The organism is Litoreibacter meonggei, from assembly GCF_003663885.1.
GTDB lineage: Bacteria > Pseudomonadota > Alphaproteobacteria > Rhodobacterales > Rhodobacteraceae > Litoreibacter > Litoreibacter meonggei.
The window spans coordinates 507656-522563 of record NZ_RCCE01000003.1 but is presented as its reverse complement, the minus strand read 5'-3'; the positions used below and the strand labels follow the sequence as shown (position 1 = coordinate 522563).

The 14908-nt window shown below is 60.4% G+C and carries 13 protein-coding genes and 1 riboswitch; of the genes, 8 read left to right on the top strand and 5 right to left on the bottom strand.

The window, feature by feature from the left end; genetic code table 11:
* Positions 1-51: 51 nt before the first annotated feature.
* Positions 52-924, top strand: coding sequence for a phosphoserine phosphatase SerB (serB, locus tag BCF46_RS11025; protein WP_121024144.1), 873 nt, complete (start codon positions 52-54; stop codon positions 922-924).
* Here serB and BCF46_RS11020 read toward each other — a convergent pair.
* From BCF46_RS11020 to BCF46_RS11005, 4 genes are read right to left on the bottom strand one after another with little or no spacing between them, the layout of a single operon-like run.
* Complete coding sequence (locus BCF46_RS11020; protein WP_121024142.1) at positions 921-1703, bottom strand: carnitinyl-CoA dehydratase; 783 nt, start codon at positions 1701-1703, stop codon at positions 921-923. The genes serB and BCF46_RS11020 overlap by 4 nt on opposite strands.
* Positions 1700-3721, bottom strand: coding sequence for an acetate--CoA ligase family protein (locus tag BCF46_RS11015; protein WP_121024140.1), 2022 nt, complete (start codon positions 3719-3721; stop codon positions 1700-1702). Before BCF46_RS11015 ends, BCF46_RS11020 begins: the two co-directional genes overlap by 4 nt.
* Entirely contained in the window at positions 3714-4874 is a 1161-nt protein-coding gene (locus tag BCF46_RS11010) for an acyl-CoA dehydrogenase family protein (RefSeq protein ID WP_121024138.1), read from the bottom strand. Before BCF46_RS11010 ends, BCF46_RS11015 begins: the two co-directional genes overlap by 8 nt.
* The gene (locus tag BCF46_RS11005; protein WP_121024136.1) at positions 4874-5623 is read right to left on the bottom strand and encodes a class II aldolase and adducin N-terminal domain-containing protein; all 750 of its coding nucleotides are present in this window, start codon (positions 5621-5623) and stop codon (positions 4874-4876) included. The genes BCF46_RS11010 and BCF46_RS11005 overlap by 1 nt, the downstream gene beginning before the upstream one ends.
* A gap of 100 nt (positions 5624-5723) precedes the next feature.
* Between BCF46_RS11005 and ade the strand changes: the two genes are divergently transcribed.
* The 4 genes from ade to BCF46_RS10985 all read left to right on the top strand — a co-directional run bounded on the left by ade (position 5724) and on the right by BCF46_RS10985 (position 10400).
* Positions 5724-7526, top strand: coding sequence for an adenine deaminase (gene ade, locus BCF46_RS11000; RefSeq protein ID WP_121024535.1), 1803 nt, complete (start codon positions 5724-5726; stop codon positions 7524-7526).
* Positions 7523-9007 carry an AMP nucleosidase gene (locus BCF46_RS10995; protein WP_121024134.1) on the top strand — a complete coding sequence of 495 codons (1485 nt, stop codon included), beginning with the start codon at positions 7523-7525 and terminating at the stop codon, positions 9005-9007. Before ade ends, BCF46_RS10995 begins: the two co-directional genes overlap by 4 nt.
* A gap of 132 nt (positions 9008-9139) precedes the next feature.
* Positions 9140-9430, top strand: a complete 291-nt coding sequence (locus tag BCF46_RS10990) for an HU family DNA-binding protein (protein ID WP_073144880.1) — start codon at positions 9140-9142, stop codon at positions 9428-9430.
* 100 nt (positions 9431-9530) lie between these two features.
* Entirely contained in the window at positions 9531-10400 is an 870-nt protein-coding gene (locus BCF46_RS10985; protein ID WP_121024132.1) for a DMT family transporter, read from the top strand.
* Here the strand turns inward: BCF46_RS10985 and aroC are convergent.
* Positions 10397-11491, bottom strand: a complete 1095-nt coding sequence (aroC, locus tag BCF46_RS10980; RefSeq protein ID WP_121024130.1) for a chorismate synthase — start codon at positions 11489-11491, stop codon at positions 10397-10399. The two genes, BCF46_RS10985 and aroC, sit on opposite strands and share 4 nt — an antisense overlap.
* Positions 11492-11583: 92 nt before the next feature.
* Positions 11584-11683: riboswitch (TPP riboswitch) on the top strand.
* A 35-nt stretch (positions 11684-11718) separates the two neighbouring features.
* Between aroC and BCF46_RS10975 the strand changes: the two genes are divergently transcribed.
* Genes BCF46_RS10975 through BCF46_RS10965 form a run of 3 tightly spaced genes read left to right on the top strand, consistent with a single transcriptional unit; the run spans position 11719 to position 14907 of the window.
* Positions 11719-12702 (top strand): thiamine ABC transporter substrate-binding protein, encoded by a 984-nt coding sequence (locus BCF46_RS10975; protein WP_121024128.1) that lies wholly within the window; start codon positions 11719-11721, stop codon positions 12700-12702.
* The gene (locus BCF46_RS10970; protein WP_121024126.1) at positions 12678-14225 is read left to right on the top strand and encodes a thiamine/thiamine pyrophosphate ABC transporter permease ThiP; all 1548 of its coding nucleotides are present in this window, start codon (positions 12678-12680) and stop codon (positions 14223-14225) included. Before BCF46_RS10975 ends, BCF46_RS10970 begins: the two co-directional genes overlap by 25 nt.
* Complete coding sequence (locus BCF46_RS10965; protein ID WP_121024124.1) at positions 14212-14907, top strand: thiamine ABC transporter ATP-binding protein; 696 nt, start codon at positions 14212-14214, stop codon at positions 14905-14907. The genes BCF46_RS10970 and BCF46_RS10965 overlap by 14 nt, the downstream gene beginning before the upstream one ends.
* The last annotated feature ends 1 nt before the right edge of the window (position 14908 follow it).

The window sequence follows — 14908 nt, the reverse complement described above, 5'->3', positions numbered from 1 at the left end:
CCGCTTGAGTGATTATTTGCGACATGCTTCTCCACGATAGGAAACTTCACGATGTTCGTAGCGACCCTTTTATGTGACCCCTCCGCGCCGAAACTGGACGCGGCTTTGCCGGTTAATTTGCGCAACGCATGGGGCGGCGGGGATGTGATCTGGTTAATGCCGGATGTGGCGGCGGAGTTTGCTTTGGCGAGCGTGCCGGCGAATTTCGATCAGGTCTGGGAAGAATGTCAGGCGCTGGGGGTGGATCTGGTGATCCAGCCGATGGAGGGGCGGCGCAAGAAGATGCTGCTGGCCGATATGGACAGCACGATGATCCAGCAGGAGTGCATTGACGAGTTGGCGGATGAAGCTGGCGTGGGTGCGCGTGTGGCGGATATTACTGCCCGCGCGATGAATGGGGAGCTGGATTTCGAGGCTGCGCTGAAAGAGCGTGTGGGGCTGCTGAAAGGGCTTGATTCCGGTGTAATAGAGACTGTTTTGGCGAACCGGATCACCTATATGCCCGGCGGCAAAGCGCTGGTCTCGACGATGAAGGCCAATGGCGGCTATGCGGCGCTGGTGTCGGGCGGGTTCACGGCATTCACGGCGTCCGTCGCGGCGGCGCTGGGCTTTGACGAGAACCGCGCGAATACGTTGCTGGAGGATGGCGGCAAGCTGACTGGACAGGTGGCGATGCCGATTTTGGGACGCGAGGCGAAGGTGCAGGCGCTGGAGGAGATAACGGCGCGGCTGGGGATTTCAGAGGCTGACGTTTTGGCGGTCGGGGATGGCGCGAATGATCTGGGCATGTTGCAGCGGGCGGGAGCGGGCGTGGCGCTGCACGCGAAACCGACAGTGCAAGCACAGGCGAAGATACGGGTGAACCACGGTGATCTGACTGCGCTCTTGTTCCTGCAAGGCTATGCAGTGAGCGACTTCGCCTAGCGGCCTTTCCAGACGGGATCGCGTTTTTCGGCGAAGGCTTTTGCGCCTTCAAGCTGGTCTTCGCTGGAATAAAGCCGTTTTACCGACTCGAACTTGCTGCCGGTGATCTGGTCCATCGTATCCTGAAACTTCTCGTCCTCGGCCTCACGCACGATTTCCTTGATCGCGGCGTAGACCAACGGCGGGCCGGAGGCGAGCAGGCGGGCCATGTCCCACGCTTCCTCCATCAACTTATCGGCGGGGTGGATGTGGTTAACGATGCCCCAGCCGCGCGCCTCCTCGGCGTCGAACCAGCGGCCGGTGAACAGCAATTCCATGGCGATGTGATAGGGGATGCGTTTCGGCAGCTTGACGGAGGCCGCGTCGGCGACGGTGCCGGAGCGAATTTCGGGCAGAGCGAAGGTGGCGTGGTCGGCGGCAAGGATGATGTCGGCGGACAGCGCCAGTTCCAGCCCGCCGCCGCAGGCGATGCCGTTCACGGCGGCGATGACCGGTTTGTAGAGGTTGGGCAACTCCTGCAATCCGCCGAAGCCGCCGACGCCGTAGTCGTCATCGACCGCATCGCCATCAGCGGCGGCTTTCAGATCCCAGCCGGGGCAGAAAAACTTGTCACCCGCGCCGGTGATGATCGCCACTCGCAGGTCGGGGTCGTCACGGAAATCCGCGAAGACGTCGCCCATGATGCGGGAGGTCGCGAGGTCGATCGCGTTGGCCTTGGGACGGTCGAGCGTGACCTCCAGAATGGTGCCTTCGCGGCGGGTTTTGATGGGGTTTGTCATGGGGTCCTCCGGATGAGTGCGTCTGCCGCGACGGCGCTTTCGGGGCTGCAGATGAGGGGGTTAACCTCGACCTCGGCCACCGCACCGTTTTGGGCGACGACATAGGATTGAACGGCGAGGATGGCGTCGGTGATGGCGTCCAGATTACAGGGCGCGGCACCGCGATAGCCGGTGAGCAAAGGATACATTTTCAGGCGGGTTAGGGCCTGTTTTATGTCTTCCGGCGTGCTGGGGATCAGCACGGACTGGGTGTCGTTCAGGAGTTCCGTCAGGATGCCGCCCGCGCCGATGGTCAGCAGGTAGCCATGGGCGGGGTCTTGCGTGACGCCGACCAGAAGCTCCGCGCCTGCGTCGCACATTTCCTCGACATGGAACGACGTGGCATTGGTCATGCTGTCCATCGCGTCGCGGACCTCGGCGCGGGAATTGCAGTCAAGGATCACGCCGCCGACATCGGACTTATGCGCCATGCCCTCGGCCTTGACCACAACGGGGAAGGTCAGCGCGTCGAGACCTATGGCGCTGTGGTTGGTTTGGATCGCTTTGGGGACCGACAGGTCGAAAGCGGCGAGGGCGGTTTTGGCGTCGAATTCGGACAGTGTTTTGGTGTTTTCAGCCAGCGGGCGTTTGAGCACGGGGTCGGCGGAAGGTGTGTTTCGCGGGCGTGATGCGGCTTCGACGGCGTTCAGGGCCTCGGCCAGTCCGGCGAAGGGAATCACGCCGCCCTCCATAAGCTGCGCGGCGACAGGTTCGGGCATCAGCTCGGGGAGGGTGGCTACAACAGCGACGGGCTGGCCGGTTGCCTTGCGCATCCGTAACGCCGCGTTGGTGGCGCAGGCCCAATCGCTGGCGTCGCAGATGTCGTCGCGGGGGTAGTCGAGCACCACGAGCGTCAGCGCGATATGCGGCGCGGCCATGGTGGACCACGCAGCGGTCATCGCGTCCTCGTCGCGCCAGATATAGGTGTGATAGTCGAGCGGATTGGCCAGCGCGACTTTGGGGCCGAGAGCTTCAAATAGGCTCTGTTTCTGCTCTATTGTGAGCTCTGGGAAGGTGAGATCGTGGCGGTGGGTCATGTCGGCGACCAGCGATGCCTCGCCACCGGAACAGCTGATGGAGGATATCCGGTTAGAAGCGAGCGGCCCTGCGACATGCAGCAGTTTCAGCGTTTCAAGGAAGCTGGGCAGGTCGGGGGAGCGCAGGATGCCGAGCCGGTCAAGGAACGCCTGCGCGGCGGTGTCGCCGCCGGCAAGGGACGCGGTGTGGCTGATCGTGGCGGCTTGCGCGTGGGTGGAAATGCCGACCTTGAGCGCGACGAGGGGGACGGATTTGGCGTGCGCTTTGGCGGCGAGGGCCTCCCAACGGGTCAGGTCGCCGAAGCCTTCGATATGAAGGCCGATGGCGGTGACGCGGGGGTCATCGAGCAAGGCTAAAGCGATATCGGCTTGGGTGGTTTGCGCCTGATTTCCGGCGGTGATCATGTAGCCGATGGGCAGGCCGCGGGTCTGCATCGTCATGTTGATCGAGATGTTGGAGGACTGGGTGAGGATCGCAACACCTGATTCAACACGCTTGCAGCCGTGCTGGTCGGGCCAGACGGCGACACCGTCCAGCGCGTTGATGAAGCCGTAGCAGTTGGGGCCAAGGATCGGCATATCGCCTGCCGCCTTCAACAATCTTGCCTGCGCGTCGGTGCCGGAAATGTCCTCGCCGCTGGCTTCGGCATAGCCGGAGGCGAAGCAGACCGCGCCGCCTGCGTTGAGCTTTCGCATGCGTTCGACAGCGCCGATCGTCGCTTCGCGGTTGATGCCGACGAAGGCGGCGTCTGGGACTTCAGGGAGGTGAATTACGCTTGGATAGGCTCTGATTCCAGCGAATTCCGTCTTCACCGGATGCACGGCGTAGAGCGTACCTTGATAGCCGAACTTCTTCGCTTGAGTCAGCACGGCTTCGCCCCACGCGCCGCCGCCGATAACGGCGAGGGATTTCGGGTTCAGGAGGCGAAAGAGGTCAGGCACCGAGCGCCCTCAGCAATTCGCGGCTGATGATGTGGCGCTGGATCTCGGACGTGCCGTCCCAGATGCGTTCCACCCTTGCGTCGCGCCAGAAACGTTCCAGCGGGAAGTCATCCATCAGGCCCATGCCGCCGTGAATTTGGATCGCGGCATCGGTGACGCGGCCCAGCATTTCGGAGGCGTAAAGCTTGGCAGAGGCGATTTCGCGGTTCGACGGAAGGCCTTTGTCGAGCAGGTCGGCGGCGGCGAGGGTGAGCAGGTCGGCACCATCAATCTCGGTGATCATGTCGGCAAGCTGGAAACTGACGCCTTGGAATTTGCCAATTGGCTGGCCGAATTGCTCCCGCTCGGCGGCGTAGCTTAGCGCGTAGTCGAACACGCGGCGGGCGCGGCCGACGGACATGGTGGCGACGGTGATGCGGGTGGCGTAGAGCCATGTGTTCATCACCTCGAAACCGCCATCGACCTGCCCCAGAACCTGTGCGTCGGGCAGCCGGCAGTCGTCGAAATCGAGGATCATGTTCTTGTAGCCGCGATGGGACACGGATTTGTAGCCGTCGCGGATGGTGAAACCGGGGGTGCCGCGATCGACAAGAAAGGCCGTAATCCGCTTTTTAGGGCCTTTTGGCGTGTCATCTTCGCCGGTGGCGATGAAGACGATGAAGAAGTCAGCGTGATCCGCGCCGGAGATAAAATGCTTGGTCCCGTTCACCACCCAATCGCCGCCATTGCGGACGGCGGCGCATTTCATGCCGCGAATGTCGGAGCCGGCACCTGGTTCTGTCATGGCAAGCGCGTCCATCCGTTCACCGCGAACGGCGGGCATGAGGTAGCGTTCCTTTTGGTCGCCTTCGCAGGCCATGAGGATGTTCTGCGGACGGCCAAAGAAGTGGTTGAGCGCCATGGAGCCACGGCCCAACTCACGTTCCACCAGCGCAAAATCGAGGTGGCTGAGACCTGCGCAGCCGACACTTTCGGGGAAGTTGCAGGCATAAAAGCCCAGGTTTAGGGTCTTATTCTTGATGTCTTGCGCGATTTCGTGCGGCACCTCACCGGTACGCTCCACCAATTCTTCATGCGGGTAGATTTCCTTTTCCACGAAGCTGCGGACGGTGGAGACGATCATCTCCTGCTCTTCATTCAGGCCATATTGCATCAGGTTGCGTAATCCGGTTGTTCAGTGTCGAGAATGGCCTTGAGTTCGGCCAAGTGGCGGATGTCCTGTTCGGGGTAGTTTTCGATTTCATCGGCGGTTTTGGCGGCGATGTCGTCGGGCAGGATCGACAGGGGGCGGCCTGTTTGCAGCGCGCGGATGTAGACCTCGCAGGCGCGCTCGAAGAAATACATTCGGTTGAAGGTGTCGGCCACGGTGTCGCCGATAACCATGATGCCGTGATTGCCCATGATCATGACCTTTTTTTTCGGGTCGATGAACAGTTGGGCGCAACGCTCGCCCTCCTCCTCGAAGGCGAGTCCGCCGTAACTGTCGTCGACCACCTGACGGTCGTAGAACATCGCTGCGTTTTGGTCGAGCGGGGGGAGGACTTTGTCCTCCAGACAGGCAAGAACCGTGGCGTGGATGGAATGGATATGCATCGCGCAACGGGCGTGCGGGCAGTGGCGGTGCAGACCGCCATGCAGGCCCCAAGCCGTGGGATCAGGCGCATTAGGGCCTTTTAGCGTGTCGGGATCGTTGGCGTCGATCACCAGCATGTCGGAGGCCTTGATCCGCGAGAAATGCACCTGATTGGGGTTCATCAGAAACTTGGTGCCATCGTCATTGATCGCGAAGGAGAAGTGGTTGGACACGCCCTCGTGCATATTCAGCCGCGCGGTCCAGCGGAAGGCGGCGGCTAGGTCGACCCGCTCCGCCCAGTGTTCGATGTTTGCGTGTGTTCCGTCCATGTCATGCCCCTTTCACTTTGGGCAAGTAAGGCATTTTGGGCGCGATATGACTAGCGATTTTGCGACTTGCACCCGCGTTCAAAGTCTGGACAATTGGAACATGGAACACCAACCCCTCAAATCATGGGCCGACAGCGCTGCAACCTTGGTTGCCGTTGCGGCTGGTCGTGCGCCTGCGGACACGGTTCTGCGTGGCGGAAAAGTCGTTAATGTACATACGCGAGAGGTGCTGGACGGCTGGCAAGTTGCCATCAGTGCCGGGCGGTTTGCCTATGTTGGGCCGGACGCTGGGCATTGCGTCGGGCCGGATACCGATGTGATCGAGCTGGGCGGGCGTTACCTGATTCCGGGGCTGTGCGACGGGCACATGCATATTGAATCGGGCATGCTGACCCCCGCAGAATTTGCCAGCGCGGTGATCCCCCATGGCACGACGACGATGTTCACCGACCCGCACGAGATTGCCAATGTGTTGGGGCTTCGGGGCGTGAAGCTGATGCATGACGAGGCTCTAATCCAGCCGATTTCGATCTATACGCAGATGCCAAGCTGCGCGCCGTCCGCCCCTGGGTTGGAGACGACGGGGTATGAGATTGGCCCTGATGACGTGGCCGAGGCTATGACATGGCCCGGTATTATCGGGCTGGGGGAGATGATGAATTTCCCCGGGGTAGTGAATGGCAGTCAGCAGATGTTGGCAGAGATTGCGGCGACCCAGAACGCGGGGAAAACCGTGGGTGGGCATTATGCCTCGCCTGATTTGGGGCCTGACTTTCATGCTTATGCCGCTGGCGGACCTGCGGATGACCACGAAGGCACCTGCGAGGCGGATGCGATTGCGCGGGTGCGGCAGGGGATGCGGTCGATGATGCGGCTGGGCTCGGCTTGGTATGACGTGGAGACGCAGATCACGGCTGTGACGGAAAAGGGGCTGGATTCGCGGAATTTCATCCTGTGCACGGATGATTGCCATTCTGGCACCTTGGTGAATGACGGCCATATGAACCGCGTGGTGCGTCATGCGATTGAATGTGGTTGTGATCCGCTGGTGGCGTTGCAGATGGCGACGATCAACACCGCGACCCATTTCGGGTTGGAAAGAGAGTTGGGCTCCATCGCGCCGGGGCGGCGAGCGGACTTGATCGTGACGTCTGATCTGCGAGACCTGCCGATTGAGCGGGTGATTGCACAGGGGCGTATCGTGGCGGAGGCGGGTGAGATTACCGTGACCTGCCCGCATCTGGACTGGCCGGAGGATGCGCGGCAGACGGTGCATTTGGGGCGTGAGTTGAGCGGAGCTGATTTCGAGATTAAGGCACCTGACGGGGTGGAGACGGTTACGGCCAAGGTGATTGGTGTGGTCGAGAATCAAGCACCCACGGAAGCACTAAAACGCACGATTGCAGTGAAACAGGGTCTGTTGGAGCCGGAAGGTGCTGTTTGCCAAATCGCTCTGGTGGAACGCCACAGAGGCACCGGCGACGTGGTTAATGCACTGGTGGAGGGGTTCGGGTATGAAGGCAACATGGCGATGGCCTCGACCGTGGCGCATGACAGCCACCACATGATCGTGGTCGGCACCGACCGTGCGCAGATGGCACTGGCGGCGAACCGCTTGGCTGAGGTTGGCGGCGGGGTCACCGTTTGGAAAGGTGGCGAAGAACTGGCATTGGTCGAATTGCCGATTGCGGGACTTATGTCCGATCGGCCCGCCAAGGAAGTTGCCGCCAAGGCTGACCAGATGGTCGCGGCCATGCAGGCCTGCGGCTGCACATTGAACAACGCGTATATGCAGCACTCGCTGCTGGCGCTCGTGGTCATTCCATCGCTTCGGATATCCGATCTGGGGCTGGTGGACGTGACCAAATTTGAACTGACAGAATTGATAGAGGAAACTCAATGAACGGCATTGATGCCAATTTACCTATCCGCACCCCTGACACGCCGGCTGCGGAGCTTTTCAGCAATCCAAAAGCAGCGGTGCAGCGCCTGTGCGAGATTTACGAAGTCGCCACGTCTTTCCTGATCGAACGGTTTCGCGACAGCCTTGAGGGCAATCCGCCCGCCGAACGCTATCGCGCTTTTTATCCGGAGATCAGAATCACCACGCAGAGTTTTGCGAAGATCGACAGCCGCCTGAGCTTTGGTCACGTGGCCCAGCCCGGGACCTATTCGACGACGGTCACGCGGCCCGACCTGTTTCAATACTATTTGGAGCAGCAGATTCAGCTGTTGGTCGATAATCACGGGATATCAGTCGAGATCGGCGTGTCTACGACCCCGATGCCGATGCACTTCGCCGTGGCGAACGCGACCGACCTGACGGTGCCGCAAGACGGGGCGATGGACTTCACTTTGCGTGATGTGTTCGACGTGCCGGATTTGGCGACGACGAATGATGACATCGTGAATGGTACGCTCAAAGAGATGGCGGATGTTCCCGCGCCGCTGGCACCCTTTACGGCGCAGCGCATCGACTATTCACTGGCGCGCTTGTCGCATTATACGGCGACGGCGGCGGAGCATTTCCAGAACCACGTTTTGTTCACGAACTACCAGTTCTACGTTGAGGAGTTCGAAGCCTACGCGCGGCAGATGCTGGCCGACCCCGACAGCGGGTACACGGCGTTCGTGAGCACGGGGAACCATGTGCTGACGGACGCGGAGGGAGTTATTCCCACAAACGAGAAAACGCCGCAGATGCCGACCTATCACCTGAAGCGCAAGCATGGCTCTGGCATTACTTTGGTGAATATCGGGGTCGGGCCGTCTAATGCCAAAACAGCGACGGACCACATCGCGGTTTTGCGGCCTCATGCGTGGCTGATGGTGGGGCATTGTGCGGGCTTGCGGAACTCCCAAAGTCTGGGTGATTTCGTGCTGGCACATGCTTACTTGCGCGAGGATCACGTGCTGGACGATGACCTGCCTGTTTGGGTGCCAATTCCGGCGCTGGCGGAGATTCAGATTGCGTTGGAGAAGAGCGTGGCCGAGGTCACGCAGTTCGAGGGATTCGATTTGAAGCGGATCATGCGGACGGGAACGGTTGCGACGATTGATAACCGCAACTGGGAGTTGCGCGACCAGTCCGGACCGGTGCAACGGCTAAGCCAATCCCGCGCGATTGCGCTGGATATGGAGAGCGCGACGATTGCCGCGAACGGGTTCCGGTTCCGTGTGCCATACGGGACGTTGCTATGTGTGTCCGACAAGCCGCTGCATGGGGAATTGAAGCTGCCCGGAATGGCGTCAGACTTCTATAAAACGCAGGTTTCACGGCATTTGTTGATCGGAATTCGGGCGATGGAGCATCTGCGGGAAATGCCGTTGGAGCGCCTCCATTCGCGGAAATTGCGCAGTTTTGCCGAAACTGCCTTCCTTTAACCCTAGGGAAACTGCAAAAAACACGAAAAAGAAGGGGTTTTCGCACACTAATTGTTGTGCGGCCCCGCAATATTCAGTTAGGTTCTCGCGATAACACCCCAAAGGTGGGGTAATAGAGAGGGAGCAGAGCTCATGGCAACGAAACCTATGACCAAGACACAATTGGTCGCAGCATTGGCTGAAGAAGCAGGCACCGACAAGAAGGGCGCAGCTGCTTCCTTGGACGGTCTGATCGCAATCATCACCCGCGAAGTATCTGGCGGCGGCGCAGTGACCCTGCCCGGCGTTGGCAAAATCTACTGCCGCGAACGTCCGGCACGTATGGTTCGCAACCCCGCCACTGGTGAGCAGATTTCTAAAGACGCTGACAAAGTGGTCAAAATGACCATCGCGAAAGCTCTGAAAGATAGCGTAAACGGCTAAGCGCCAGATACGTTTACAGATTTAAGGGTCGCCTTCGGGCGGCCCTTTTCTTTTGCGCCTATTCGCGTGACAGTGCCGCGAAACGGGCAAGGATTTCGGCGTGGATATCAAAGCGATTTTTATGGGGCTGGCCTTCGCGCTGATGTGGTCCAGCGCCTTCACCTCGGCGCGGATTATCGTCGCCGACGCGCCGCCGCTTTATTCGCTGAGTTTGCGGTTTTTGCTGTCCGGGCTGTTGGGGATATTGATCGCCAAGGCGTTGGGGCAAACGTGGAGCCTGAGCCGTGCGCAGTGGCGGGCGACGTGGATCTTCGGGATTTGCCAAAATGCGCTGTATCTGGGTCTAAATTTCGTCGCCATGCAATGGATCGAAGCCTCGCTGGCGGCGATTATTGCCTCGACCATGCCGCTGTTGGTGGCATTGGTAGGATGGCTGGTGTTCAAGGATCGTGTTCCGCTGATGGGCATGATCGGATTGGTTGCGGGGATCGCGGGCGTTGTGCTGATTATGGGCAGCCGGATCAGTGGCGGCGTCGATGTTTTGGGCGTGGTGTTCTGCTTGGTCGGGGCCATGGCGCTGACCTTTGCGACCTTGTCGGTGAAGGGTGCGGCCTCGGGCGGAAACGTTTTGATGATTGTCGGGTTGCAAATGCTGGTGGGCTCGGCCTGCCTATTTGCCGTCGCTGTGCCGTTGGAGACATGGGACGTAACCTTGAGTCCGACTTGGATCGTGGCATTCGTTTACACCACGCTGGTACCCGGTTTGTTGGCGACATGGGTCTGGTTTATGCTGGTGGGCCGTGTGGGGGCGGTGAAAGCATCGACCTTCCACTTCCTCAACCCAGTATTCGGGGTTGGGATCGCGGCGGTTCTGCTAGGCGAGAGTATCGGACGGGTCGACCTGATCGGCGTGCTCATCATCGCCGGTGGCATTCTTGCGGTGCAACTGGCGAAGCAGAAGATAATCTAGCCGATTTTTCCTTGGTTAGAGCCGATTTGCCCACGGTGTAGCAGCATGTGGTCAAGGATCACGCAGGCCATCATGGCCTCGCCCACGGGAACGGCGCGGATGCCGACGCAGGGGTCGTGGCGGCCTTTGGTGATAATCTCGGTGTTCTCGCCGGATTTGGTGATGGTCTTGCGGGTGGTGAGGATCGAGCTTGTGGGCTTCACGGCGAAGCGCACGACAATGTCTTGGCCAGTGGAGATGCCGCCCAAGATGCCGCCTGCGTGGTTGGAGCTGTAGACGGGGCCGTCCGGCCCCATGCTGATCTCGTCCGCGTTGGCCTCTCCGGTGAGCATGGCGGCTTGCATTCCTGCGCCGATTTCGACGCCTTTGACCGCGTTGATCGACATCATGGCGGCGGACAAATCAGTGTCTAACTTGGCATAAACGGGTGCGCCTAGCCCCGCAGGGGCGTTTTGGGCGATGACTTCGATCATAGCGCCGACGGAACTGCCGGACTTGCGCAGGCCGTCCAGATAGTCGGCCCACGTCTTAGCGGCCTCGGCGTCAGGAACCCAGAACGGGTTCTGGTCGATCTGGTCCATGTCACGGTTGTCGGCTTTATGCTCGCCCATCTGAACCATGAAGCCGGTGATCTTCAGATCAGGCGCCAGCATTTTGATCGCCTCACGTGCAACGCCACCAGCTGCAACGCGGGCCGCAGTTTCGCGGGCAGAGGAGCGCCCGCCGCCGCGATAGTCGCGGATGCCGTATTTGGTCCAATAGGTAATGTCGGCATGGCCGGGACGGAATTTCTCGACGATATCGCCGTAATCTTTGGAGCGTTGGTCGGTGTTTTCGATCATTAACTGGATCGGTGTTCCGGTGGTGACGCCCTCAAACACGCCAGACAGGATACGCACCTCATCGGCCTCGCGGCGCTGGGTGGTGTATTTGTTTTGACCGGGTTTGCGCTTGTCGAGCCAAACTTGAATCATCTCGGCCGTCAAAGGCACACCCGGAGGGCAGCCGTCGACGGTCGCGCCAAGCGCCGGCCCGTGGCTTTCGCCCCAAGTGGTCACGCGGAAAAGATGGCCAAAGCTGTTCATCGACATGGGGCGTCTCCCTTTTGTCAGAGGTCTAGCGAGGCACAACGCCCCCCTCAAGACCTTTCGCCTTGCCGATGCGCGGGTTGGGGCTTAGATATCACGATACCTCGGGGGGCCTTCATTGGCTGAGATAGCGCAAGCTGACCCGTTGAACCTGAACCGGTTAAGACCGGCGGAGGGAAGGTTTGAGATGCTCTCACTCCCCACTCCGTCCGTCGTTTTGGAGGAATGAGATGAAAAAGACCCTTCTGAGCGTAGGACTGATTGCTCTGGCTACTTCGGCATTTGCCGACGATAAGCCCGTGCTGACGATCTATGCGCCTGACTACTTTACCAGCGAATGGGGCCCCGGCCCGAAGATTGAAGCGGCGTTTGAAGAGACGTGTGCTTGCGACGTGAAATACGTGGCGGGTGACGTGCTGCCACGCTTGCTTTTGGAAGGCGAGAGAACCAAGGCGGATGTGGTGATCGGGTTGAATACCGATGTCACCAAGAAGGCCCGCGAAACGGGTCTATTCCTGCCCCACGAGCAGGATACCAGCGACCTGACGCTGCCGATCGAGTGGACGGATGACGTGTTCTTGCCGTTCAACTGGGGGCATACTGCGTTCATCTACAACACCGAGAAAATGGCTGATGCGCCGACCACGTTTGATGCTTTTTTGGCGGATGAGGACACCAAGGTGGTGTTGCAGGACCCGCGCAGCTCGATCTCTGGCTTGGCTTTGATGCTGTGGGTGAAATCGGTTTATGGCGACGACAGTCAGGAGGCGTTCAACAAGCTGGCGCGCAAGACTTTGACCGTGACCAAAGGCTGGTCGGAAAGCTATGGCATGTTCACCGATGGCGAGGCGGACATGGTGCTGAGCTACACGACGTCCCCCGCCTACCACATCATCGCGGAAGAGGATGAAACCAAGCGGGCGGCGATTTTCGACGAAGGCCACTACTTCATGACGGAGTTGGCGGCGCAGGTGAAAGGCTCTAAGCAGCCGGAACTGGCGCAGGCGTTCATGGATTTCGTGTTGTCGGAGACGTTTCAGTCGATGATTCCGACCGCCAATTGGTCCTTCCCCGCGAAACTGGACGCGGACAAGCTGCCGGACGGGTTCAAGAAGTTGGATATGCCTGCGCAGGCGCTGTTCTATTCGGAAGATGAAGCAGCAGGGTTGCGCGATGCGGCGCTGGAAGAATGGCTGAGCGCGTTCAGCCAATAAGCCTGTCCACCTTTGGCGGGGCGGCGGTGGTCGCCCTGCTTTTGGTGCTGACACTTGGAACGCTCGGCGCGGTTGCGTGGCGGGCGGAAGAGGTGTCGGCATTGTCGCGTTCCGACTGGTCCGCGGTGCGGTTCACGCTTTGGCAGGCGGCAGTGTCTGCCCTGCTGAGCGCGGTTTGCGCGATCCCCGTTGCCCGCGCGTTGGCGCGGCGGCAATTCTGGGGGCGGGGGGCGCTGCTGACCATTCTGGGCGCGCCGTTTATCTTGCCCGTGATCGTCGCCGTGTTGGGCTTGCTGGCAGTCTACGGGCGTAGTGGAATCGTCTCAGATGTACTGGTTTGGGCAGAGTTAGAGCCTGTTTCGATCTATGGATGGCATGGTGTCATCCTCGCGCATGTGTTTTTTAACCTGCCTCTGGCAACGCGGCTGATCCTGCAGGGCTGGCTGTCCATTCCGGCGGAGCGGTTCCGGTTGGCACAGTCGCTTGGCTTCACCTCACGTGACATCGCAAGGCATCTGGAACGCCCGATGCTGCGAGAAGTTTTGCCCGGCGTCGTCATGGTGATTTTCCTGATCTGTACCACGAGTTTTGCGGTGGCGTTGGCCTTGGGGGGCGGTCCGAAAGCGACGACGATTGAGTTGGCGATTTACCAAGCATTCCGCTTCGATTTTGACCTTGGGAAAGCTGCGCTGCTGGGATTGGTGCAGTTCGCCATCTGCGCGGTGCTGGCATTGGTGTCGCTGACGGTTTCCGTTCCTTCGGGGCAGGGCGCGGGGCTGGACCGTGTCGTGCCGCGCAACGATGGGTCCAAGGTTTTGGACGGCTTTGCGATTGCCGTTGTGGCGTTGTTCTTGATCACGCCTTTGATGATGATTGTAGCGAAGGGGCTGCCGGGACTGCCTGACCTGTCGCTGAGCATCTTGGGCGCTGCGTGGCGGTCGGTGTGGGTCGCGGTGACCTCTGCCGCCTTGACGGTTGTTTTGGCCCTTGCGCTGGCGTTGCTATCGTTAAGGTGGGGGCGAGGTTATGAGATTGTCGGGTATCTGTCCGTTGCGGCGTCGCCTTTGGTGATCGGCACGGGGCTGTTCATCCTGACTTACCGCTGGATAGACCCTGTTTTGCTGGCCTTGCCAGTCACAATAGTGGTGAACGCAGCGATGAGTTTGCCGTTTACCTTGCGGGCTTTGTCCCCGGCGCTGCGTCAGGTCGAGGCGGATTATGGGCGGCTGGCAGCCTCTCTGGGGCTGTCGGGGTGGGCGCGGCTGAAGATAGTGTTGCTGCCTCGCCTGCGCCGCCCTTTGGGCTTTGGCGCGGGACTAGCAGCGGCGTTGTCGATGGGGGATCTGGGGGTCATCACCTTGTTCGCAGACCCCAGCCGCGCGACCTTGCCGTTGGCATTGTATAACCTGATGACCGCATACCGGATGCAGGAGGCATTTGCCGCAGCGCTTGTTTTGCTGGTGCTGAGTCTGACCCTGTTCTGGCTGTTCGACCGAGGAGGCCGCGTAGATGCTGACGTTTGACAAGGTGGAGATCGTGCAGGGGGACTTCTCGCTGAGCGCGGATTTCCCCGTTGAGGCGGGCGCGATGGTGTCCGTGATCGGGCCGTCGGGAGCGGGTAAGTCGACGTTGTTATCAGCGCTGGCGGGGTTCGTGCCCATCACCAGCGGGCGCATTTTCTGGCAGGGCGTCGACATCTCGAGAGCCGCGCCCGCCGGCCGGCCACTGGCGATGGTGTTTCAGGACAGCAACCTGTTTCCGCATCTGACAGTGGCGCAGAATGTGGGGCTTGGGGTGAAACCTAGCCTGAAACTGGCGGCGCAAGAACACACCCGCGTGGCGGAGGCTTTGGCGCGAGTGGGACTTAGCGGTTTCGAGGCGCGCAAGGCTGCGGCCCTGTCCGGCGGACAGCAAAGCCGCGTGGCGCTAGCGCGGGTGCTGTTGCGCGACAAGCCCGTGATGGTATTGGACGAGCCTTTTGCAGCGCTCGGGCCTGCGCTGCGGGTCGAGATGCTGGCCCTGATGGTGGAAATCGCTGAGGAGCGCGGGTTGACGGTCCTGATGGTGACCCACGACCCCAAGGATGCGCGGCAGTTGAATGGAAGTACTATTCTGGTGGCCGATGGGATCGCCCATGCGCCGGTGCCGACCGGCCCTTTTCTGGACGCGCCGCCGGATGTGTTGCGGGCCTATCTCGGGGGCTGAA